The organism is Paenibacillus sp. BIHB 4019, assembly GCF_002741035.1.
Lineage (GTDB): Bacteria > Bacillota > Bacilli > Paenibacillales > Paenibacillaceae > Pristimantibacillus.
Window position 1 is genome coordinate 3,929,056 of the sequence record NZ_CP016808.1, and the last position, 23,875, is coordinate 3,952,930.

General features: G+C 48.9%; 20 protein-coding genes. 12 read left to right on the forward strand and 8 right to left on the reverse strand.

Annotation, left to right across the window (positions count from 1 at the left end; genetic code table 11):
• The first annotated feature begins 27 nt into the window (after nucleotides 1-27).
• The 7 genes from tkt to BBD42_RS17115 all read left to right on the forward strand — a co-directional run bounded on the left by tkt (nucleotide 28) and on the right by BBD42_RS17115 (nucleotide 9,836).
• Nucleotides 28-2,046, forward strand: a complete 2,019-nt coding sequence (gene tkt, locus BBD42_RS17085; protein ID WP_099519137.1) for a transketolase — start codon at nucleotides 28-30, stop codon at nucleotides 2,044-2,046.
• A gap of 30 nt (nucleotides 2,047-2,076) precedes the next feature.
• Nucleotides 2,077-2,394, forward strand: a complete 318-nt coding sequence (gene ppnP / locus BBD42_RS17090) for a pyrimidine/purine nucleoside phosphorylase (protein ID WP_046233271.1) — start codon at nucleotides 2,077-2,079, stop codon at nucleotides 2,392-2,394.
• A gap of 331 nt (nucleotides 2,395-2,725) precedes the next feature.
• Nucleotides 2,726-3,655: an ABC transporter permease gene (locus BBD42_RS17095; protein ID WP_099519138.1), complete on the forward strand. Its 930-nt coding sequence runs from the start codon at nucleotides 2,726-2,728 to the stop codon at nucleotides 3,653-3,655.
• A gap of 12 nt (nucleotides 3,656-3,667) precedes the next feature.
• On the forward strand, nucleotides 3,668-4,549 hold the full coding sequence (locus BBD42_RS17100; protein WP_056041352.1) for a carbohydrate ABC transporter permease: 882 nt from the start codon (nucleotides 3,668-3,670) through the stop codon (nucleotides 4,547-4,549).
• A 24-nt stretch (nucleotides 4,550-4,573) separates the two neighbouring features.
• The gene (locus BBD42_RS17105; protein ID WP_237163131.1) at nucleotides 4,574-6,277 is read left to right on the forward strand and encodes an extracellular solute-binding protein; all 1,704 of its coding nucleotides are present in this window, start codon (nucleotides 4,574-4,576) and stop codon (nucleotides 6,275-6,277) included.
• Nucleotides 6,278-6,375: 98 nt separating this feature from the next.
• Nucleotides 6,376-8,124 carry a sensor histidine kinase gene (locus BBD42_RS17110; protein WP_099519139.1) on the forward strand — a complete coding sequence of 583 codons (1,749 nt, stop codon included), beginning with the start codon at nucleotides 6,376-6,378 and terminating at the stop codon, nucleotides 8,122-8,124.
• 83 nt (nucleotides 8,125-8,207) lie between these two features.
• Nucleotides 8,208-9,836 carry a response regulator gene (locus BBD42_RS17115; RefSeq protein ID WP_099519140.1) on the forward strand — a complete coding sequence of 543 codons (1,629 nt, stop codon included), beginning with the start codon at nucleotides 8,208-8,210 and terminating at the stop codon, nucleotides 9,834-9,836.
• 66 nt (nucleotides 9,837-9,902) lie between these two features.
• Here the strand turns inward: BBD42_RS17115 and BBD42_RS17120 are convergent, their stop codons facing one another.
• From BBD42_RS17120 to BBD42_RS17145, 6 genes are read right to left on the reverse strand one after another with little or no spacing between them, the layout of a single operon-like run.
• Nucleotides 9,903-11,174 carry an MFS transporter gene (locus BBD42_RS17120; protein WP_099519141.1) on the reverse strand — a complete coding sequence of 424 codons (1,272 nt, stop codon included), beginning with the start codon at nucleotides 11,172-11,174 and terminating at the stop codon, nucleotides 9,903-9,905.
• A 33-nt stretch (nucleotides 11,175-11,207) separates the two neighbouring features.
• The gene (locus BBD42_RS17125; protein WP_099519142.1) at nucleotides 11,208-12,056 is read right to left on the reverse strand and encodes an SDR family oxidoreductase; all 849 of its coding nucleotides are present in this window, start codon (nucleotides 12,054-12,056) and stop codon (nucleotides 11,208-11,210) included.
• Between the two features lie 25 nt (nucleotides 12,057-12,081).
• Nucleotides 12,082-12,891, reverse strand: a complete 810-nt coding sequence (locus BBD42_RS17130) for a sugar phosphate isomerase/epimerase family protein (protein WP_099519143.1) — start codon at nucleotides 12,889-12,891, stop codon at nucleotides 12,082-12,084.
• A gap of 9 nt (nucleotides 12,892-12,900) precedes the next feature.
• On the reverse strand, nucleotides 12,901-13,914 hold the full coding sequence (locus BBD42_RS17135) for a zinc-binding alcohol dehydrogenase family protein (protein WP_099519144.1): 1,014 nt from the start codon (nucleotides 13,912-13,914) through the stop codon (nucleotides 12,901-12,903).
• 22 nt (nucleotides 13,915-13,936) lie between these two features.
• Nucleotides 13,937-14,638, reverse strand: a complete 702-nt coding sequence (locus BBD42_RS17140) for a GntR family transcriptional regulator (RefSeq protein WP_099519145.1) — start codon at nucleotides 14,636-14,638, stop codon at nucleotides 13,937-13,939.
• 45 nt (nucleotides 14,639-14,683) lie between these two features.
• Nucleotides 14,684-15,820: a mandelate racemase/muconate lactonizing enzyme family protein gene (locus BBD42_RS17145; RefSeq protein ID WP_172455531.1), complete on the reverse strand. Its 1,137-nt coding sequence runs from the start codon at nucleotides 15,818-15,820 to the stop codon at nucleotides 14,684-14,686.
• A gap of 517 nt (nucleotides 15,821-16,337) precedes the next feature.
• On the opposite strand from BBD42_RS17145, the gene BBD42_RS17150 reads away from it, so the two are divergent.
• On the forward strand, nucleotides 16,338-16,895 hold the full coding sequence (locus tag BBD42_RS17150) for a DUF420 domain-containing protein (protein WP_099519147.1): 558 nt from the start codon (nucleotides 16,338-16,340) through the stop codon (nucleotides 16,893-16,895).
• A 214-nt stretch (nucleotides 16,896-17,109) separates the two neighbouring features.
• On the opposite strand, the gene BBD42_RS17155 is transcribed toward BBD42_RS17150, so the two are convergent.
• Nucleotides 17,110-18,006, reverse strand: coding sequence for an NAD(P)-dependent oxidoreductase (locus BBD42_RS17155; RefSeq protein WP_099519148.1), 897 nt, complete (start codon nucleotides 18,004-18,006; stop codon nucleotides 17,110-17,112).
• 225 nt (nucleotides 18,007-18,231) lie between these two features.
• On the opposite strand from BBD42_RS17155, the gene BBD42_RS17160 reads away from it, so the two are divergent.
• Both BBD42_RS17160 and BBD42_RS17165 read left to right on the forward strand, forming a co-directional pair.
• Entirely contained in the window at nucleotides 18,232-19,581 is a 1,350-nt protein-coding gene (locus BBD42_RS17160) for a glucose-6-phosphate isomerase (protein ID WP_099519149.1), read from the forward strand.
• Between the two features lie 24 nt (nucleotides 19,582-19,605).
• Complete coding sequence (locus BBD42_RS17165; protein ID WP_099519150.1) at nucleotides 19,606-20,241, forward strand: YigZ family protein; 636 nt, start codon at nucleotides 19,606-19,608, stop codon at nucleotides 20,239-20,241.
• A 200-nt stretch (nucleotides 20,242-20,441) separates the two neighbouring features.
• Here BBD42_RS17165 and BBD42_RS17170 read toward each other — a convergent pair whose 3' ends face one another.
• Complete coding sequence (locus BBD42_RS17170; protein WP_099519151.1) at nucleotides 20,442-21,803, reverse strand: DJ-1/PfpI family protein; 1,362 nt, start codon at nucleotides 21,801-21,803, stop codon at nucleotides 20,442-20,444.
• Between the two features lie 462 nt (nucleotides 21,804-22,265).
• Here BBD42_RS17170 and cysT point away from each other — a divergent pair, with 462 nt between their 5' ends.
• Nucleotides 22,266-23,081, forward strand: a complete 816-nt coding sequence (cysT, locus tag BBD42_RS17175) for a sulfate ABC transporter permease subunit CysT (RefSeq protein ID WP_481855879.1) — start codon at nucleotides 22,266-22,268, stop codon at nucleotides 23,079-23,081.
• Nucleotides 23,078-23,875 (forward strand): sulfate ABC transporter permease subunit, encoded by a 798-nt coding sequence (locus BBD42_RS17180; protein ID WP_056041368.1) that lies wholly within the window; start codon nucleotides 23,078-23,080, stop codon nucleotides 23,873-23,875. The genes cysT and BBD42_RS17180 overlap by 4 nt, the downstream gene beginning before the upstream one ends.

The following is a 23,875-nucleotide window of genomic DNA, read 5'->3' on the forward strand; positions in this document are numbered from 1 at the left end:
GAATGGATTTTAGGAGGAAACAAGCTAATGACAGTTACTCAAAAATCAGTTGACCAGCTTTCGATTGATACGATCCGTACGCTTGCGATCGATGCGATTGAGAAAGCAAAATCTGGACACCCAGGCATGCCTATGGGTGCAGCTCCAATGGGTTATCAGCTTTTCGCTAAAAACATGGTTCACAATCCGGCTAACCCGAGTTGGGTAAACCGCGACCGTTTCGTACTTTCCGCAGGGCATGGCTCCATGCTGCTTTACAGCCTGCTGCACCTGTCCGGCTACGATCTTCCAATTGAGGAACTGAAAAACTTCCGTCAATGGGGCTCCCTGACTCCGGGTCACCCTGAGTTTGGCCACACAGCTGGCGTTGACGCAACGACTGGTCCACTGGGACAAGGCGTGGCTATGGGTGTTGGGATGGCGCTTGCAGAAGCGCAGCTTGCCGCTACTTACAATAAAGAAGGCTTTAACGTAATCGACCATTATACTTATGCCATTTGTGGCGACGGCGATTTGATGGAAGGTATTTCGCATGAAGCGGCTTCCATGGCTGGTCACATGCAGCTGGGCAAACTGGTTGTCCTATATGATTCGAATGATATTTCCCTTGATGGCGAGCTGAGCCTGTCCTTCTCGGAGAGCGTTCAAAAGCGTTTTGAAGGTTACGGCTGGCAAGTGCTGCGCGTAGAAGACGGCAACGATCTGGATGCTTTGTCCAAAGCGGTTGCAGAAGCGCAAACAGACCATGCAAAACCGACTTTGATCGAAGTGAAGACGGTTATCGGTTACGGCAGCCCGAACAAAGGCGGCAAAGGCGGACATGCTGGTCCTCACGGATCGCCGCTGGGTGCTGAAGAAACGAAGCTGACTAAGCAGTTCTACGGATGGGAAGAAGACAATCAATTTTTCGTGCCAGACGAAGTTCGCGCACACTTCGCAGAAGTGAAGAAGCAAGGCGAAGAGTCCAATGCGAAATGGGATGCTTTGTTTGCTGAATACAAAAAAGCGAATCCTGAGCTTGCGGCTCAATTCGAAATCGCAACTTCCGGTTCATTGCCAGCTGGCTGGGATGCAGATCTTCCGGTTTACACAACAGAAGACAAGCCTGTATCGACTCGCGTAGCTTCCGGTAATGCCCTGAACGGCCTAGCGAAAAATGTTCCTAGCCTTGTTGGCGGCTCCGCTGACCTTGAAAGCTCGACGATGACTCACCTGAAAGGCTTGCCAGTGTTCAAGCCAGGCAGCTACGATGGCCGCAATATTTATTTCGGCGTTCGTGAGTTTGGTATGGCAGCTGCAATGAACGGTATTGCCCTTCATACAGGTCTGAAAGTATTTGGCGGTACGTTCTTCGTATTTACCGACTACTTGCGTCCAGCTATTCGTCTGGCAGCACTGATGAAGCTTCCTGTTGTATACGTACTTACGCATGACAGTATTGCTGTGGGCGAAGACGGTCCTACACATGAGCCAATCGAGCAGCTTGCTTCGATCCGCATCATTCCTGACCTGACCGTTATCCGTCCCGCTGACGGCAACGAAACTTCCGCAGCATGGGCTTATGCGCTGGAGAACACAAGCAATCCAGTAGCGCTTGTTCTGACTCGCCAAAACCTGCCGATTCTTGAAGGTTCTGTAGATAATGCTCGCGATGGCATCCGCCGCGGCGGATACGTTGTATCTGATGCAAAAGACGGCAAGCCGCAAGCGCAAATCATTGCTACAGGCTCCGAGGTTCAGCTGGCTGTTGCTGCTCAGAAAGCTCTTGCAGAAGAAGGCATTCAAGTTCGCGTTATCAGCCTTCCGAGCTGGGATCTGTTCGAGAAGCAAGACAAAGCTTACAGAGATTCTGTATTGCTTCCTGAAGTTAAAGCTCGTGTTGCTATCGAAATGGCTTCCCCATTCGGCTGGGAGCGTTATGTTGGCGATCAAGGCACGATTATCGGTATCGACCGTTTCGGCGCTTCGGCTCCTGGCGACCGCGTCATTGCTGAATATGGTTTTACGGTTGAGAACGTAGTAAGCAAAGTGAAATCCGTACTTTAATTTTCGAAATAGAAGGAGATTATACCCGCCATGTCTCAATTTGAAAATGTAACGGTCGTCAAAGAAGCTAACGTTTATTTTGACGGTAAAGTAACAAGCCGCGCAGTATTGTTCGCGGACGGAACGAAAAAAACGCTCGGCATTATGCTGCCAGGCGACTACGAGTTCGGTACGGACTGCGTAGAAATTATGGAAATTCTTGCTGGTGATTTGAAAGTGCTGCTTCCAGGCGAGACGGAGTGGCTGCACATTCAAGGCAAAGGCGAGTTCACTGTGCCTGCCAACACGAAATTCAAGCTTCAAGTTGCGACGGTAGCGGACTACTGCTGCTCGTACATTTACGAATAAGAATCACAAATCAAGAAAAGGGCTGCTTCGCATATGCGGAGCAGCCCTTTTCGTCGTGCATTTTTCTTTATTGTCATTTATAGTCATTTATGATCTTACATGGACATTCATCATTGTCGTTCATAATTGTCCATCACCGTTCCTTTTCACTCATCACCGTTCCGCCACCCTCCTCCATCCTTTTCATTCCATCTTGCTCATCATTATTATCCTAACGGGACGTTTCCTTAACTATGCAACATGAATCCTAAAACATTGTTATATCTCCGCGTTGCTCCAGAAAGCTACAATAGCTTCTGTAACCGCTAACAATAAACAAGAAGATGGTTAAATGGAGGGGAAGCTATTGAAACAAAGAGCGATGCGGAGGTGGAATTTCAAGCTTGTTTGGCCGTTGCACGTCATGCTCATTCCGGGAATTGTCCTTGTTCTGATCTTTTCATATTTGCCGATGCTCGGACTCGTTATGGCCTTTCAGGATTATAAGCCCCAGCTTGGATTTTTGGATTCCGAATGGATCGGCATGGAAAATTTCAAGCTGATGTTTGAATATCCGGATGCAAGGCAAGTGATATGGAATACGCTGCTGATCGCGGGCATCAAAATTGTAGCGCATCTCATTGTTCCATTTGTTTTTGCGCTGCTGCTCAATGAAGTGCGTAAAATGCTGTTTAAACGGTTTGTGCAAACGCTGGTCTATTTGCCCCACTTTTTATCCTGGGTCATTCTTGGGGGCATTTTGCTCGATATGCTCTCTACAGATGGCGGACTTGTCAATCAGCTGCTTGCGGTGTTTGGGATCGAGCCGGTTTTTTTCCTTGGAGATGGGAATTGGTTTAGATTGACGGTCATTGTCAGCGACGTATGGAAGGATTTCGGCTTCTCGACCATTATCTTTCTAGCAGCGCTTGCGGGCGTTAATCCTGAATATTATGAAGCGGCGCTTATAGATGGAGCGAATCGCTGGCGCCAGACCCTTTCGATAACGATCCCGTCTATTTTGCCCATTACGATTGTGGTTGGGATCTTATCGCTCGGCAACATTTTGAATGCCGGCTTCGATCAGATTTTTAATCTATACAACCCGCTTGTGTATGAAAAAGGAGATATTATCGACACCTATGTTTACAGAGTAGGCTTGCTAGGCGGCGATTTTGGCTTTGGCACAGCGGTAGGAGTGTTCAAATCGCTAGTGAGCTTTATTTTGATTATTATTTCATACAGGCTTGCCTACAAGCTGGCCAATTATCGTATTTTTTAAGGGGGGAGCGGCATGTTTCATCGTTCAATTTCGTATCGTGTTTTCTCTACATTCAACGTTGCTTTTCTAGCCCTGTTGTCCTTCATGTGTATAGCACCGCTCCTTCATGTGCTTGCGGTATCGTTCAGTACCGCGGCGGCAGCCGATGCCAATTTGGTAAAGCTGTGGCCGATCGGTTTTTCCCTAGATGCCTATAAGTCTACCTTGACGAATGTTTTTTTTATCGGCTCTTTTGGAAATTCAATCATTCGGACAGTGCTTGGCACAGCGATTGCGCTTTCCTTGTCGATTCTGATTGGCTATGCCTTGTCTAAAGAGAGTTCTGAATTCAGGGGCAGAAATATATATGCCTGGTTTTTCGTATTTACAATGCTGTTTAGCGGCGGATTGATTCCCGGTTATATTGTCGTACAAAAGCTGGGGCTGCTCAATACGGTATGGGCACTTGTGCTTCCGGGAGCCGTTAGCGTTTATAATACGATTTTATTGATGAATTTTTTTCGCACATCGGTGCCGAAAGCGCTGGAGGAAGCGGCGTTTATCGATGGAGCGGGCCACTTTCGCGCATTATGGCAAATTTATTTGCCGATATCGCTCCCATCACTGGCAACGATTGGCCTCTTTACAATGGTCGGTCATTGGAATGCTTGGTTTGATGGACTTATTTACATGACGCACGCCGAAAAGTATCCTATGTCTACGCTTTTGCAGACGATTGTAGTCCAGCGGGACTTAAGCAGCATGAGCGTCAATGCGGATGAAATGAAGGAGCTGTCGAACCGGACGGTGAAAACGGCGCAAATTTTTATTGCTACGCTGCCCATTATTATCGTGTATCCGTTTCTGCAAAAATTTTTCGTTAAAGGGATTGTGCTCGGTTCCGTGAAGGAATAGAGCCATTAAATAGGGGGATTATCTATGATGAATAAAAGCTGGAGAAAAACGACCGCATTATTGAGCGCATTAATGCTGGGCATGACTGCTTTGACCGCCTGCTCATCGGCAGTAAATGAGGAAGCGTCAAATAACGCTTCACAGCCGCAAGCTGTGGAAGCCGCAGCTGAAGCGATGAAAGCGGGCAAATACGAGGAGCCGCTTAAAATCAATATCGTTCGCCAAATGACCACTGATGTGAAGTTTCGCGCCGGGGAGGATATCAACAATAATCCTCATGTCCAGTGGGCCAAGGATACGTTCAATATCGATCTCAATTATTTATGGACGGCTGACAGCAGTGCGATTGATACGAAAATCCGCTTGATTTTGTCCGCAAACGAGGATCTTCCAGATATTATTCAATACCGGGGCTCCCAGGATGTTATAGACGCCTTAATTGATTCCGGCAAGTTCGCTGACGTTGGCGACCTGTTTGACAAGTATGCGGGCGATGCTTACAAATCAGCGATGGCGGAAGACGAAACAGTCTGGTATCCTTATGTTCGTGATGGCAAACGGTACGCGATTCCGATTCTCGATTACTCCAACAATAATGATACCGTTTTATGGATCAGAGATGATTGGATGAAAAAGCTTAATTTGAAGGCGCCGCAAACGATCGAAGAGATGGAAAAAATGATGGAGCTGTTCACGAATGCCGATCCAGACGGCAATGGCAAGAAGGACACCGTAGGGCTGGCTGTTGGCTTGAAAAATGGCATGAACACATGGGGACTCGCTGATGCGGATTTCCTGTTCGGAGCATACGGTGCGATGCCGGGGCAGTGGAATTTGGACGCCGCGACAGGCAAGCTTGCATACGGCTCGATTGCGCCCGAAGTGAAGACGGTGCTTGGGAAGCTGAAGGAGTGGATGGAGAAGGGCTACATCCACAAGGAAGCGGGATTGCATGATGAGGGCAAGGCGGCTGAATTATTTTCATCAGGCAAGGCGGGAATCGTTGTTGCTCCGTATTGGGCAGGAGGCTGGCCGCTGCCAGCGGTTAAAGAGGTGGATAAAAATGCCGACTACAGCGCATATCCGCTGCCTGCTGGACCGAATGGGAAAATTGGCCGCAGCAAATCGGGTACGGGCAATGGCGTTATTTTAATTAATAAGGACTTCAAGCATCCGGAAGCTTTTTTTATGTATGCCAATCTGTTATATGAACAGCAGGGCAATCCGCAGTCGGGAAGTCCGTTTGAATACGGCTTTAAAGAAGGCTATGATTTTATGCTTCAGGATGGGCAGCCAGTCTGGGATGAAGCTAAGTTTCCGGCAGATAAGCCGCTTATGAATGTTGAGAAATATACCCTTCTGTTTGATGGGGCCCGCATCCCTTCTCTGGTTATGGAGACGATGAACGATTTGGCAAGCGGCAAGGAGCCGGTTACAGCGTTCGAGCAGAAGCAGTCCAGAGGGCTGGATAAAAATATTACCGCGGGTGCTGTCAACTACAGCCAGCGGGAATATGCGATGCCTAATCTGTACATTGGCTCTCCGACCAAAACCTACAAGAAGCGTTGGGATTTCCTGAGCAAAAGCGAGAAGGAAACGTTTAATAAAATCATTTATGGCGGCAGCCCGATCGATTCCTTTGACACGTTCGTCACACAGTGGAAGGCTTCTGCTGGGGACACCATTACCGAAGAGGTTAATGAATGGTATGCCGCTGTTCAAAAATAAGTCATCCAACAATCTAACATCAGGCAAACAACAGAAGCGTCCGTTCCCTTAAGGAGGGGAATAGGGCGCTTTTCTTGCTCAGGGAGGAAGGCTCCGTAATGGAGAAATCAAATATTTTCAAAAAAATATTAGCCATTATGGGGCTACTGCTCATCCCTATTGTCGGTTTGTATTCCTATTCGAACCAAATAAGCATTCATGTTGTAGAAGAGCAAATCAGGCAAAACAGCGGGGATAAGCTTTCTTTTTTTGTACAGCAGATAGATGCCGAATTCGATCAATATATGATCTCAGTCAATAATTTAGGAATTGAGCCGCTAGTACGCGCCTTTATATCGCTGACCCCCTCCAGCACGGATTCAGAGCTGTTTGAGGCAAAGCTGAGCGTGCAGGAGGATTTGGAGATTAAAGGGAAGGCAGGCATCCTGGAGCGTGCTTATACGTTATTTGCGCCCCTTTCTGGAGAAGTAGTCAGTACGCATAACTCTATTTCCTACAAGCAAAAGTTTGTCGATATGGTCCACAAAGGCGGGCTCAAGCCTTTCATCTGGACTTATTCCGCAGAGGATAATAGCCGTATACCGAACGCTTTCGTCTATCGAATTGTGGAGCCGCTGTTCGTTTATGAGGATTTGGAGCAAGCCGATCTGGTAGGCGAAATTCGGGTCGATACGAGAGATATTACGGATATGCTGACCCGGTTTAAGGCGGATAGCCCCGGCGACCCTTTTTTATATCATGAAAATGAAGCGCCCATCGTTGCGCGTACAGCGGACATGAAGCGAATTAATGAACTGCTGCCTCTGTTTGAGAAAAATAAGGAGGATGTCAAGCAAGGGACTTTTCTAGCCTCGCTGCAAAACGAACAGTATATGATTCTTTATGCCAAGTCGGAGGCTACAGGCTGGTATTTAATCGAATACATGCCGCTGGAGAACATTTTAACCCCGATAACCTCTAGCCGAAATTGGTTTTGGCTATCGCTGAGTTTAATCTTGCTTATTAGCGTGTTATCTGCATTTTTGCTTTATCGTAATGTGCAGGTTCCGATTCGGGAGCTGTTTTTGGCCGCCAAGCGACTGCGCAGGGGCGATTACTCCGTACGTGTTGGCAGCCGCAAGCATGATGAATTCGGTTATTTATTTGAACAGTTCAATTTAATGAGCGAGCAAATCCAGCATTTAATCAACAGCATCTATGCGGAGAAGCTGCATGCCAGAGAAGCTACGCTGAAGCAGCTGCAATCGCAAATTAATCCGCATTTCCTATACAATTGCTTATTTTTCATTAAAAATATGACGCGCATTGGCGAGCGGGACGCGGTAATGGCAATGGCGGTCAAGCTTGGCGACTATTACCGCTATACAACGCATGTAGATCAGCAGGAAACGGCGCTGCGCGAGGAAATCAAGCTGATCCACAACTATTTGTCGATTCAAAATATGAGAATGGACCGCATCGACTTTCAAATAAAAATTCCGGATGCGATGCTGGAGCTCAAGCTGCCGAGGCTAATCGTGCAGCCAATTATTGAGAACGCCATTATTCATGGCATAGAGCCTAGAGAAGGGGCAGGCATGATTAGGGTCATGGGTTTAAGCGGCGAGCAGGGATATGAAATCATTTGTGAAGATGATGGTGTGGGTCTCAGTGAGCAGGAGCTGCGGCGGCTGCGGCAGAAAATCAGCTCTAATGCGGTGCTGGACGAGAGCTGCGGCCTGCGCAACGTCCATCAGCGGCTTGTTCATAAATACGGCGGGACGTCGGGCCTCACGTTGGAGCAGTCCGCTGAAGGGGGCCTTCGCGCAACGATACGGTGGAGTGCTCTTCCAAGCGAACGCGAGTGAGAGCGAGCGGTAGGGTGTAAGTGGGCGAATGAAGGCTGCACAGGACGCTGTAAGTATGTCGGGAGAAAAAAGGAGATTCGGCCATGTACCAGCTTTTGATCGTTGATGATGAGCGTTCCGTAGTTGAAGGGGTTGCGGCAACACTGCTTGAATACGGTATGGCCGGCATTGAGATTCATAAAGCTTTTTCAGCTTCGGATGCGCTGGCCATTATGCGCAAATGCGCCATTGATCTGATGATTACGGATATACGGATGCCGGGCATTTCCGGTTTGGAACTGATGGAGCGCGTGCGCAAATCGTCAGGCTCGACCGCTGTTATTTTGCTGACCGGCTATGCCGAATTTGAATATGCCAAGCAAGCGCTGACTAGCGGCGCCTCTAATTATTTGCTCAAGCCGGTCAATGACGAGGATTTGATTAGCGCAGTTAAGAAGGCGCTGTTGACTGTACAGAAGGAAAAGGAAGCAGCCATTTCGCGTGATAACACACAGCGGGCATTACGGGAAAATTTGCCGCTGCTGCAGCGGAATTTGCTGATTGATTTGCTCGAAAATCGGGTGATCCCACCAGCTGCTTTAGAAAAGAGGCTCCAGAAGCTCGCGCTTCCTTTCTCGCTGGAGCATGCTGCCAGTTTGCTGCTCATCCGTTTGGAGGAGCCTTTTTTCCAATATGGGCACAATGATCGGGCTTTGCTCGAATATGCGGTCGGCAATATTGCCGAGGAGGTGCTCAGCGATTTTTATCAAATATGGATGTGCAGCGATTCCCGTGACTATTTGGCCGTTGTGGTTCAGGCTTTGGATGGAAACAGCGGCATCGCTGGCGCAATGGCGGAGCAGGAGCTTATGCGTCGCTGCCTATATTTACAGGAGCAAGTGCAGCGATATTTGAATGGGTCAATCTCGATTGTCATTAGTGCTTGGGGAGCGTTTCCCGATCAGTTGTCATCCTCCTATCATCTGGCGCTGACAGCTTATCTCAAGCATATTGGCGCTGGGAGGGGATTGTTTCTCTCGCTCGGCGAGCAGCGTGTGCTGGCGCCGGTACGCACATTCAAGCATTTGTATGAGCCGCCGCTGCTGCCGGATCTGCTGGAGTCGGGGAGATGGGATTCCTTTATGGAGAAGCTGGGCTTGATTTTCGATGAGCTTGAGACCGATTTTGACGGCTCTGCGGAGCATTCATTGGAGGTTTATTGTGCCGTTACAGGCACACTTAGCTTTATTGCCCATAAAAGCGGGTATGGCTTGTTTGATTTTTTGGAAATAGAAGAGCAGCATATGATGGTATTCGAGTCTTTAAGACAGCAGCGGCGGCTGCGGGATAAGCTGATGCGATTGGCGGAAAACATACGCAGCGCGCTTGAGACCGAGGCCATGGGCAGCCAATCCAGGCTCATTAAGAAGGTGCAGCGATTCATTGACGAGCAGCTGGCTCATACGATTTCCTTGACGATGATCGCAGAGCATGTTTTTTTGCATCCCGTGTATCTCTCTCAAGTGTATAAGGCGGCAACCGATGAAAGCTTGAGCGACTATATACAGCGAATACGCATGGAGAAATCAGCCTATTGGCTCCGCAACTCAAAGCTGAAAATCTATGAAATCGGCAGTAAAGTCGGCTACCAGAATGCGCCTTATTTTATCAAAGTATTCAAGAAGGTGTACGGCATGACCCCGCAAGATTATCGGGAGCTTCATTCGGTATAAGCAGCCAACGCGCATCGGTTGAGTACCGACGCGCGTTGGCTGCTTATAGCTAGTACATAATCTCGGCTACGCGTCTGCTTTCACAGCAATCGGCTTTACGAAAAAGATAACGCCAACGGCTCCGATAATCGCGAGTGCTCCTGCCGTCAGGAAGGCGCTGGTGAAATGTCCCGTATACTGTACGATGAACCCTGTAACAGTGGGTGCGATAATACCTGAAATGTTTGCCAAAGCATGAACAAAACCTGTAACGCCACCCACTTTATCGCCTTTGACATTGTCGGATATAATCGACCAGTAAGAGGTGGAGGTCATATACATAAAGAAGATTCCGCAAGCCATTAAAGAAACGGCGCTGACTGGCGTTTGAACGAGTCCAGCAAAAGCGATACAAATCGAGGAAAGAATTAAACCGCTTACAAGAACGATTTTGCGAGAAAATAATAATTTATTAGTTTTGCGATATAAATAGTCGGATAATACGCCGCTTAATAATAGTCCACAAAAGCCTACCAGCCATGGAATAGTGGAAGCGATACTCATTTCCTTAATGCTCAGCCCTTTATCCATGGATAGATAGCTAGGGAACCAGGTCATAAAGAAATAGAGAATGTAGTTGAATCCGAAAAAGGCTAGCGCTGTGAAAAGAATAGTAGGTTGTTTTATAAAATAAGATAGCGATACTTTCTCCGCTTTGCCGCCATTAGAAGCTGTAAAAGCAGCAGTGGGCTCTTGCATTTCAGCTATTTCTTCCTGGGTTGCTTTTGGATGCTGGGAAGGCTTGTCTGTGACCAGCTTCATCCAGAACACTGTCCAGACTAGACCTATTACCGCAAGTACGATAAAAGAAAGCTTCCAGTGCCAGTACAAGGCGATGACGCCGACGATCGGTCCGGCTATGGCTCCGCCTAGCGGATTTCCAGAGAACGAAATGCCGACAGCTCTAGCGCGCTGCTTGGCAGGAACCCAGTTGCTGATTGTTTTATTAGTTGCCGAGCCCAAAGGCCCTTCACCCAGCCCGAACAGCATCCGGATAATAAAGAGGGACACAAAGTTGAATGCCGCAATGGTCAGTCCACAGAAGATGGACCAGATGGTCATAGAGGCTCCGAATATTTTTCTAGGGCCATAAATATCGGAAAGGTATCCGCCAACAAAATTAAACAGCGCGTAGCCAATAGAGAAGCTGCTGAAAATAAAACCGAGCTGGATGCTGTCGATTCCATACTCCTCTGTAATGAACGGCGCCGCTACGGAGAAGGCAGCACGGTCAACATAGTTGATCACTCCTGCGAGGAATAGCATAAGGACCACGAACCAACGAATCTTTTTGAACATAGTGGCTCTCCCCTAACTGGTTGAAGTAATTACTTATACACCGGAATAAGCCATAAAACCGCCATCTACTGGCACCGTAATGCCGGTAACGAAGCCGGACTTTGTCTCATCGACAAGCCAGAGCAGGGTGCCGAGGAGATCCTCTGGTTTTCCGAAGCGGCGCATCGGAGTATGGGCAATAATTTTGGTGGAACGCTCGGTCAGCGATCCATCCGCTTGAAGCAGCAGATTGCGGTTTTGATCGGTCAGGAAAAAGCCAGGTGCGATGGCATTTACCCGGATGCCTGCATCGGCCAGATGAACGGCGAGCCACTGGGTCACATTATCGATTGCGGCCTTTGCTGCACTATAGGCCGGAACTTTGGTTGCCGGTGTTGGAGCAGCCATGGAGGAAATATTAATGATAGTAGCCCCCGGGCGCTGAAGCATCGATTTTCCGAAAATTTGCGAAGGGATCCACGAGCCCAATAAGTTTAAATCTACAACATAGCTGAACCCTTCGGGCGTGATATCGAAAAAGCTGGTGACATCCTTATTGTCGACATCCTCCTGACGGAACGTTTCAAAGGTCGTATTGCCTTTCGGGTGTCCGCCTCCTGCACCATTAATGAGAATGTCGCACGGGCCAAATGCCTCTTCAACCTGCTGCCGGGCATGCTCAACGCTGGCAGCATCAGTCACATCGCAGCCGACCGCGATAGCGGTTCCGCCTGCTTCGCGAATGCGTTCGGCCACGGCCAGTCCTTTCGCCTCGGTCCGGTTCAAGATGGCAACACGGACACCATGACGGGCTAGCTCCTCTGCCATCGCTCCGCACAAAATGCCGCTGCCCCCTGTAATGACGGCTACCCGTCCTTGCAATAGCGTTTGTTGCTCTTCCATCGCTTATTCCTCCAATGAGTCAAATTTAGAGCAGGCCCCTCAGAAAATGATGCGCGCCAGTCGCCGCTTCTAAAGGGCTTGGCAAGCTAAGGCATTCGACGGAAAGGGCGCCATTGTATCCGATCTCTTTTAAGGCGCTTATCGTTTCGCTAAAATCATAATGCCCTTTGCCAGGATACTGCCTGTTGCTGTCGGCGATATGCACATGGCCGATTCGTTTGCCAGCCTTCTTAATATTATTGCCAATCGAATCTTCCTCCATATTCATATGAAAGGTATCGATATGAATTTTTAGCTTTTCGGAATGAAAATGGTCTACGAAAAGGATGCTATCCTCAATTGTGTTTAAGAAATCGCTTTCATAACGATTGACAGCTTCTACGACAAGCGTCACTTCAGCCTGCTCAGCAGCAGCAATACAAGTGAGCATTGCTTCATTCAGCAGCTGATGGTAATGCTGCCCATCGCCGTTGTCTTTGATAATGCCTTTGATAAGGCCGATAATAACGACGCAATCCAGCTTGCTGGCAAAGTGGATAAACGCGAGCATGCGCTTAATCGCTTCTTTGCGGACGTCAGCATCCGCGTGGGTCAGGGTAATGCGGTCCCTTAAAAAAGCTAGCCCTGTGCCGATGGAAGAAACAAAGACGCCATGCCGCGAGCATGCAGCTTGTATAGCCTCTAAATCTACTTCACTAGGGTCGGCGATATGCAGCTCTACCGCATCGTAGCCAATTTCCGCAGCCTTTTTGATGGAGGCTTCAAAATTCCCGCGAAGCACGAAGGGGGCTGCTTGTGACGCTTCTTGAACTATCGTAACGGCTAACTTCATCATGATCGCCCCTTATACCTTGATAATGGCTTTTATGACGCCGCTGCTAGGGTCCAGCCAATCGTTGAATGAAGTAATGGCTTGATCGAAATCAGCTTGATGTGTAATAAAGGAATCGGCATCCAGTTTATTTTGCCGCAAGCAATCAATAACATGATCGAATTCCTCAGCGGTTGCAGCCCGACTGCCAAGCAGCGTCAGTTCCTTCTTATGAAAATCCGGATCATTAAACGTAATATCGCCTTGTACCAGGCTTACAAAAACAACATTGCCGCCGTGAGCCGCGTATTTGAACGCATTCATCATCGATTGGGCATTGCCGGTTGCATCTATGACCGATGTCGGCAAATCGCCTCCTGTTATGCGCTCAAGCTCTTGCACCACATCGTCTCCGGCGTTCACGACATGGTCAACCTCCGCCCATTTGCGGCAGAACGCCAGCCTCTCGGCATTTATATCAAGAGCGATGACTTTGGCGCCTGCCAGCTTAGCAAACTTCATTACCGCAAGCCCGATTGGCCCCGCGCCCAGCACGAGCACCCACTCATCCGCCTTAACGCCTGCACGGTTCACGCCATGAAGGCCGATGCTCATCGGCTCAATGATGACCGTCTGCTCAAGCGTCAGGCCATCTGCTTTTTTCAAATGATGGATGGGAACTGAAATATATTCCCGCATGGCGCCATCCACATGGCAGCCGATGACCTTAAGCTCATTGCAGGCATTGGGCTTGCCACGACGGGAAGCGATGCTGTTCTCATTGAATAAGTAGGGGATAACGGTCACATTATCGCCCTTCTGGATGCCGTAGGCATTATGTTCAATCTCAACGACTTCGGCTGCAATTTCATGGCCAAGAATGCGGGGATATTCGAAATAAGGCTGCTTGCCCCGATAAGCATGATAGTCGGTTCCGCAAACCCCGATATAATGAACCTTGAGCAAAGCTTCGCCTTGCCCGCGTACAGGCACTTCTGTATCAATAAGATCGAATTGTTCCGGTTTTGTGCATATAATGGTTTTCATCTGAATCCCTCCATGCGGTCGGTTAAATGAACATCTCTTTATACTTTTCAAAAAAGAGCTCGCGTTCCTTCTCCAGCATCCTTAAATGCTCTCTAAGCAGCTGTCCGCTCAACTCGGCATCGTTGCTTTTAATCGCTGCAAAAATCTTCTCGTGGTATTCGATGGCAGCTTTCTCATGATGAGCTTCCTGCAGCTCCAAATAACGCACCCGATTTAAATGTGCCCTCATGTCGTTGACAATAGCCAGCAGCGTCTGATTGCCCGATAGCTTAATAATGGCGTTATGAAAATCTTCATCCAGCTGCATGAACCGGATATAATCCTGATCGACGACAGATTCCTTTTGTTCCTCAATAATGGAGGAAATCGCTCTATCTGCCTGCTTGAAAACATCCTCAGAGCTGTCCCACAGCTCGGCAACTTTGACAAAAGCGTTATATTCCAAACTTTCCCGAACGAACTGTGCGTCTTTGACCTTCTGGGTCGACAAGTCGGCAATACGCGCCCCGCGCTGCGGCAAAATGCTGATCAGCTCTTCCTGCGCCAGCATGAAGAAGGCTTGTCTGACGGGCGTGCGGCTTAGACCAAACTCTGTTGCAAAATTATTTTCATATACCATCTCGCCGGGCTTTAATTGAAGGGTCACAATCCGGCTCCTAATTTCCTGATAAATAACCTCGGCTAGTGTTTGTCTTTCTGGAAGCTTCAAACGGCTTGACATCATTATTTCCTCCTCATTGCATGCTTTACCTGATAGCTCAGTATAAAGCTATTTGCTTCCGCCCGTAAATGTTTTGCGGACAAGAGAGGAATTTGATTCATAAGCTTTCAGGGCGCTGCGGTCAAAAATAATGCCATGTCCCGGAGTGGGAGGAGGCGTGCCGACGCCATTAACGACTTCAATCGGATTTTCCAGCAGGCGAAGCTCGGTTAAAGAGCCGCCGGTAACATTTTCAAGCATATAGCTGTTTTGAACGCCGCACAGCAGCTGCAGGGAAAGCTCCATCATGAAATGCGGCGCCATCAAGCGGCCAAAGGCGTTCGACAGATGGGCGATTTTATGCCACTCGGTAATACCGCCTACAAACGCGACGTCAGCTTGAACGATATCGACGGCATCTGCTTTCAAATATTCAAGAAACTGATTTTTGCTGTAGAGGCTCTCACCGAGTGCAATCGGCGTTTTTAACGAGCGCTTTAAATTCGAATGGCCTTGAATGTCTTGATATAGCAGGGGCTCCTCGATCCAGCCCAGATTTAATTCGTCCAGCTTGGCGCCATTCTGGATAGCTTCTGCGGCATTCCATTTTTGATTTAAATCGACGAGCACCTTGCCGGTCTTGCCCAGCTTTTCCTGCACCCGGACGATTCGCTCGATATCTTCGTTAATATCGTCCTTGCCGATTTTAATTTTTACCGTGCGATAGCCTTGAGCCACATAATCGTCCACACGGGCAAGCAGGTCTTCGATCTTATCGGTGCGGCTGAGATTGATTTCGCTAATATACGCAGGAATGGAAGGGCGAGCTCCGCCAAGCAGCTTGTATAGCGGTTGTCCGTAGAATTTGCCCATCAAGTCCCATACGGCAATATCAATCGCAGCAATCGCCATCGAATTGACCCCGAGCCCGAGCCTGCGGGATTGCCTGGTCAGCTTATTCCAAATTTCTTCATAATTAAGCGGGTCCATACCGACAACCAAATTGGCCAAATAATCCTCGATGAGCCCCTTGATGACGGTTCCTCCGATATCCACGCTGTAGCTGATGCCAGTTCCAATGAGCCCCGAGTCCGTATGCAAATCCACAAGCACGAATTCCAGGCTTTGCACCTTATTGGTAGCATCTTCCCATGGGACGCTAGGAGGAAGACGGTAAACGCTTGCATAAACGCCGGTAATTTTCAACGAGCATCTTCCCTTTCTGAGTGTCATTCATTTCTGCAGCTTTAGGATACTAATAAACTTGGATACTAGTCAACAATTTTTTTTAAATGAGCCGCCATCAAGGAAGGAAAAAATGAGGAAAACAGCAGAAAAAAGCCCGGCTGCACTTAGAGATCCCCTCATGCCATGCTCGAGCTTCATATGTGTCAACTTTTCTAATTCATAACCAGAATTCGATTTTTTGTGACATAAACGTCTGAAAAATCTTCCTTTGGCATGGCATAATCGGGAAGGAAGCTTTTGTTTTCCGCTTGAAATATAGGAAAGAATGATTTTTCATCCTTTCTCTATATTTCGCGGACTGAAACGCGCTACGCCGCCAGAGGACGGCGATAGCCGTTTCACCTTGAAATATAGGAAAGTATATGATTTTTCATCCTTTCTCTATATTTCGCGGACTGAAACGCGCTACGCCGCCAGAGGATGGCGATAGCCGTTTCACCTTGAAGATGAAGCATATTTGTAGGAGGAAGAAGCGATGAATAAAAGGGAACAGGAGCAGTCGCTTAAACTGCTGCCGGACAAAAACTATACGCCGCTGATTGCGATTTTGACCGTTGTGATCGTAGGGCTGGTGACGGTGCTGTTTTTTCTGCCGGCTTATGACGGGGAGCTTGGATTTAATGTGAAGCTGCTGCCGCTGCTCAATGCGATTTTTAACTGCTTTACGTTTATTGCTCTGGTCGTCGCTTTAGTTGCGATTATCAAAAAGAACATCAAGCTGCATCGCCGTTTTATTGGAGCGGCATTCGTTTCGACGACCTTGTTTCTGGTGTCCTATGTGACCTACCACTATTTGACGGAATCGACGAAATACGGCGGCGAAGGGGCGTTGAAAAGCATTTATTTCTTCGTGCTGATCACGCATATTTTGCTGGCAATCGTCGTTGTGCCGCTGGCGCTCATTTCTGTAGCCAGAGGCCTTTCGATGCAGGTGGAGCGCCACCGCAAAATCGCGAGATGGACGATGCCCATCTGGCTCTACGTCAGCTTTACGGGCGTTGTCGTGTACTTAATGATTTCGCCGTACTATTAAGGTGGAGCGGAAGGCCGCTTTGCCATGCAAAAATAAAACCGGGTACAGCCTGTCTCATTAAAGGACAAGCTGTACCCGGTTTTATAGTCAGATGGGCACTCGAATGGCATTCGCTATTCATGCTCATCCATTCCTATCGCTTCGCGCTTAAACATTGCTTAGCAAGGCAGGCCTAGCACGTACGGCAAGCCTAGCTTAGGCACTTACCGCAAGCCTAAAGGCTGCCGCCGCCGAGCTTGCGCCCGATATACTGCTCGTAGGCTTGCGCTACGGCGCACATATCCAGCTCGCTCAGCCCCATCGACTCGCCGACCTGGAACATGCTCTTCGCCGACTCCAGCAGCGGGGTAGGCACACGCAGGCTGTCTGACAGCACGGAGGACAGTTTGAGGTCCTTGAGCATCAGCTCCAGTGAAAATTGCACATCGTAGTTGGCATTGATCAGCTTAGGGCCTTTCAGCTCAGCGGATTTGCTCGATGCGCTGCCGGCCTGCACCAGCTCCAGAAACGCATTGCTGTCGAGCCCGCCGCTTGCGGCAATCGCCATGCCTTCTGTCAGGGCCACAACGTTGATGCCGACAATTGTATTATGCGCCAGCTTGGCGATGGAGCCGCTGCCATTTAGTCCCATATAGATGAGCTTGCCGCCCATTGCCAGCAAAATGTCGTCATTGGCGTCGAGCACCGCCTTGCTGCCGCCAATCATAAATACAAGCGTTCCCGCATCGGCTGCCGGCTTGCTGCCTGTAACCGGAGCATCCAGGAACGAGGCGCCTTTCTGTTCTGCGGTTGCTGCAAGCTCGCGCGCCAAGCTTGGCGAGATGGTGCTGCTATCGATAAGCACAGTACCAGAACGGACTTCGCTGAAAATCCCATTTTCACCATAATAAACGTCCCGCACTGCTTGATCATTGCTGATCATCGTAATGACCACGTCATTGCCAGCGGCTGCTTCAGCCGGGGTCAAGGCTTCTGTGGCGCCAAGCTCGATAAGCGCTGCCGCTTTTCCGGGTGTGCGGTTGTACACGGTGACGCCGTAGCCCTTGCGCAGCAGGTTCGCCGCCATTCCCATACCCATTACACCAAGTCCGATAAATGCTACTGTTTTCATCAAAAGGTTCCTCCCATGGCTAGCGTTTTCCTTTCATTATACGGTTTCTTCACCAAGATTTCATTGTTATAAGCTTGTTTTTATAGTTTAAATCCGATATTGTAGATTTTGACGCTATATATGATGTTGATTATCAGTGGGGGAGCTTGAGCCTCGCCGTTAGTCGTACAATATTTTGAAAACGGCTGAGATGCTGTTTATATTCCTAAGGAGGCTTATTTGTTTATGAGTAAAACGGTACATTTCGATTACAGCAAAGCACTAACTTTTATTGGGCAAAATGAGATCGACAACTTGACGCAGCAAGTTCGCCTTGCGCATGACCAACTACATAATGGCACGGGTACAGGCTCTGACTACCTGGGCTGGATTGACCTACCTGAAAACTATGACAAAGAAGAATTCGCCCGCATCAAGCAAGCGGCTGAAAAAATTAAATCGGACTCCGAAGTGCTGATCGTGATCGGCATCGGCGGTTCTTACCTGGGCGCGCGCGCAGCGATCGAAATGCTGTCGCATTCCTTCTATAACCTGCTGCCGCATGAGCAGCGCAATACGCCGCAAGTGCTTTTTGCCGGCAACAACATCAGCTCGACTTACGTGACGCATTTGACGCAGCTGCTTGAAGGCCGCGACTGGTCGATCAACGTCATCTCCAAATCCGGCACAACGACTGAGCCAGCAATTGCTTTCCGTCTGTTCCGTGAACTGCTGGAGAAAAAATACGGCAAGGAAGCTGCCCGCAAGCGCATTTATGCAACGACGGACAAACAGCAAGGCGCGCTCAAGAAGCTCGCATCCGAAGAAGGCTACGAGTCGTTCATCATTCCGGATGACGTTGGCGGCCGTTATTCCGTATTGACAGCTGTAGGCTTGCTGCCAATCGCAGCAGCTGGCGTTGATATTGATGCAATCATGAAAGGCGCGGCCGACGCTGCCAAAGAATACAGCAACCCGAATCTGGCTGAAAATGAAGCCTACCAATACGCGGCTGCCCGCAACTCGCTGTATCGCAAAGGCAAAACAACTGAAATTCTCGTGAACTACGAGCCTTCGCTTCACTTCGTATCGGAGTGGTGGAAGCAGCTGTTTGGCGAGAGCGAAGGTAAAGACTACAAAGGGATTTACCCTTCCTCCGTTGATTTCTCGACAGACCTTCACTCGATGGGCCAGTTCATCCAAGAGGGCAACCGGAACATTTTCGAAACCGTTATTCAAGTGAAAGAAGTGTCCGAGCACATTTCCATCGGCCATGACGATGCGGATCTGGACGGCCTGAACTTCCTGACGGGCAAAACGATGGATTTCGTCAACAAAAAAGCATTCGAAGGCACTTTGCTTGCACATACAGACGGACAAGTTCCTAACTTTATCGTCAACATTGCGGATTTCTCGCCATATACCTTCGGCTACCTCGTTTATTTCTTCGAGAAGGCTTGCGGCATCAGCGGCTACCTGCTCGGCGTAAATCCATTTGACCAACCGGGCGTAGAAGCATACAAGAAAAACATGTTCGCGCTGCTGGGCAAACCGGGCTACGAGAAGGAGAAAGCGGAGCTGGAAGCGCGCCTGTAGGCGTCGTTTCAGGCAGCATTCCTGATGAAGCTTGAACGTTACCGAACGGTTAGGCAGCAGGCCCATGCCGAAATTGTCATTAAGCGCTCGCGATTTATTGGCCATGCCAAGCCGGTAGAGACCGAGGAAGAAGCGGTGCAGTTTATTGACGAAATCAAGCGGCTGCACAAAACCGCGACGCATAACTGTTCCGCCTATATGGTGGGGGAGCGCGACCAATTCCAGAAGCAGTCTGACGACGGCGAGCCAAGCGGCACGGCGGGCAAGCCGATTTTGGAGGTCATTAAGCACAAGGGGCTCAAAAATATCGCCGTCGTCGTCACCCGCTATTTTGGCGGGACGATGCTGGGCGCCGGAGGGCTCGTCCGCGCTTATACGGACGGTGCAGTTGCCGGAATCGAAGCAGCCGATGAGATCGTCAACGTCCTGCACCGCGAGGTGCGGGTTTCCGTTGACTATACCTGGTATGGCAAGCTGGAGAACGAGCTGCACGGCCGCGGCATACGCGTAGGCGGCACGGCGTTTACCGACCGCGTCATCGTCAGCTGTTTGCCGGTGGAGCCGGAGGCGGAAGCTTTTATCGCGTGGATGACGGATTTGACGCAGGGCCAAGCCGAGATCGAAGCAGGCGATAGCGTCTATTATATTGAGGGCGAATAAAACAAAATCGCCTTGATTTCCATTTTTTTAAAAAAAGCGCCTTATTCATAAACCCATCTGATGGGGATAATGAATAAGGCGTTTTTGCCGTTATTTGACGCGGCTCAAAGCCGAAATGATTAGCACTTAATAAAGTATATAACGAAGGCGCAAAGCTTTGTAAGAATCAGGCTAATGAGATTTATATCCATAGGGTGGGCTTATTTCTGCTGTCTTGTATTTTTTGCAAAAAATCGTCTGTCTATATAATAAGCTGCCAGCAAGGAAAGAAGCATAATGAAGGCAGGGACGGCGAATGCCTCAAACGAAAAGGAAGACCCTTGCAGGTTTAGATGCTCAGTCGCGCGGTATTCCAGACGTTTGGTGGCGAATTGGGCTGTACGCACATCTTCTTGCTTTGCCAAGTCTTCAAAGGCAGGCTCCATAGCAAACTGTTCAGCTTTGCCTTCATGCAGCATGAGCAGTGGCGTGTCCTTGTTGCTGGAGATCCAGCGTTCAATGTCCTGCTCTGCTTCAGTCCGGGCTTCTGATCCGACAACGATCATTTTATCCAGCTTCGGCGCATGATTAATTGCGTTTCTGGCAACCAGAGTTAACTGATGTTTGGTGATGATTGGCTCATTAAAACGGGATACCGTTATCGTCTTCGTCGTCCCGGATGCCGAATAAGTGTCGAATGCCGCTGACAATGCCAATTCATCAACACCGTTGTATAATAGGACGCCCGCTTTAACTTTATGCCACTGATAAGCATTGTTCACTACATATGTTAAATCACTAAGTCCTGTTGAGAAAGGATCCATTTCCGGATTTTGCACATAGGCGTAGGATGGATAATTCATTTCGTCAGCTACCTTTGCGGCTGCGGGCTCTCCCAATTGCTGCGAGATCACATACAACGTTGCATCGATACCGGATGTAAGACCTGCCGAGGACACGATATGATCGACAGGGACATAGCGCTGATTCTTCTTCCAGTCAATATCGGGATACGTCTTAATCAGCCTGCCAATATCACCCCAGTGTGTCGTAGCAGATTTGCCACTCAGCAAGCCGGTGTCAGCCAAGTTCTCCGCTCCATTGCAGATGGATAGCAAGATCGTTTGGTCGCTTGCATGCTTTTTTATCCATTCGCGAACGGGGGCATATTTATTTTCGTCCAACATGGGCATGAATGGAATGACTATGATATCCGGACTTCCATTCAGCAAATGGTCCATTTCTTCGAATGAATAATGCGGCACAACATCAAGGCCCCCTGTTAATGACTTGATACCACGGTCGGGTGCAACTCCGTACACATTATAGGCTTCCGTCATCGCGAACATTTCATAGGGTACTAGGAAATCAAAAACCTCGGTAACTTCCGCAGAGAGAAGAACAGCTACTGTAGGCTTGCCCGAATCGTAAGGGAGGGCCTTAACATTTTGCAGAGAAGGAGTGTTTTTATCGTAAAGCGACATGACATCATTCATTGTATACACATAGCCGGCAGCTCCGGCAACTCCTACAGGTACAACTAACAAGCACAAGCAAACGATAATTCTCAGAACGACTTTCATTATTTACTCTCCTTTGTTTCACGATATTTGGATGAAATCGTATGTTTTTTCCTCCTACAGTAGAATATCAGGAATCGGCTGCTTCGGATTCGGTCCCGGGTTGGGAGAGCAGCCAGACTAGGGGCAAAATGGCTCCCAGCCTATAGTCCAGACATCAAAATTGGCAATAACTCGAAGGAGCTATTTTCGGAGGAATCCTTTTGAGACATCGGAATCGAAGAAATCAAAGGCAGCAGCGATCGGAAGCCAAACCTTTCACGCAGTGCAGACCCCATTTCCAGCAATCCATTGAACTCCACAAATAAAAGGCCAATTTAGCATTGACTTGGACTAATATGATCTGCTAAATTGATAATACCAAGTTTGTTAATAGGGATTATCTTTTTTGAAATTTTTACTTTTCGCTTTTCGTCTGTGGTTTCACCTACGACACGAGTCGATGGTCTGGAGGGTAATGTCAACGTGAATGCTATGTTTCGAAACAAATGGTGGAGCTTCGGCTTCCGAAGTACGGTTATGCTTTATTTTATTATCCTGATTATTATTCCGATATTCGGCATTTACACGCAATCGCTGTCGCTTGGCTGGCAGCCATTCTGGGAGAGCGTAAGCGATCCTCTGGCGTGGAAAGCAGTACTGCTCACCGTCAGGCTTGCCGTTATTGCGACGATAATCAACATATTTCTCGGAACGATGATTGGCTGGGTGCTTATTCGCTACAAATTTCCCGGGAAAAGATTTCTTAACTCGCTCGTCGATTTGCCTTTTGCTTTGCCGACGGCGGTTGCTGGGCTGATGATTTTGCTGCTGCTGGGCCCTCGCAGCTTTGTTGGCGGACTGGCGACGAAGCTGGGCTTCGATATCGTATTCCATGAACCAGCAATTATAATCGCGATGGTGTTCGTCACCTTCCCATTTGTCATCCGCGCTGTACAGCCTTTGCTGGAGGAGCTGGATCGCTCGGAGGAAGAAGCGGCTTATACGATGGGAGCATCGAAGGCGCTGACGTTTTTTCGCATTATTTTACCGTCGATGGTTCCGGGGATCATTAGCGGAGCGATCCTGGCGTTCTCGCGCGGCATAGCCGAGTTTGGGGCAGTTGTGCTTGTAGCGGGCAACATTCCTGGCAAAACGCTCATTGCATCGGTTTATATTTTCGGGGAAATCGAAAGCGATAATCCGCAAGGAGCGGCGGCGGTTTCCGTTATTTTGCTCACCTTGTCCTTCGTCATTTTGTGGACGGTTAACCTGATTCAATCCAGGAGGCCGGGCCAATGAGAAAACTATGGATTACGCTCACTTATGTCGTATTTATACTTCTACTTATCATACCGCTTGTCGAAATCGTGCGCGGGTCCTGGGCAGAGGGCTGGAGCGGCTTTACTGAAGGGCTGCTAAGGCAGCAATCGCTTCATGCCCTTAAGATGACTGCATTAATCGTCGTTATTGTAACCGCATTAAATACGCTGTTTGGCGTCATGCTTGCGCTTTATCTGGTACGGGCAAAATGGATTGGGCCGCGTATCAAGCGCCTGCTGAACAGCTTGGTCGATCTGCCGTTTGCGGTATCGCCTGTTATCGGCGGTTTGATGATCGTCCTTATACTTGGGCCAAGTACAGTTATCGGAACTTTTTTTGAAGCGTCGGGTTTTAAAATCGTCTATGCCTTGCCAGGCATGGTGCTCGCAACGCTGTTCGTCACCTTCCCGCTTATGGTGCGCGAGGTGCTGCCCGTATTGCAGGAAATCGGTGCCCAGCAGGAAGAGGCGGCGTCTACGCTTGGCGCATACTCGTGGTATACGTTTTGGCAGGTGACATGGCCGTCGATTCGTTGGGGCGTCATTTACGGTGTTGTGCTTACGGTAGCCCGCTCGCTTGGCGAATTCGGAGCCGTGCTCGTCGTATCCGGCAATATTATGAATAAGACGCAGACGGCAACGACGCTGGTGTATCAGGATGTGGAAAATTTTAATGTTGTAGCTGCGAACGGGGTTGCGCTCGTGCTTGCGGCGTTCTCGGTTGGATTGCTGCTATTAATGGAATGGGCCAAGAAACGAAAGGAAGTGCATTAA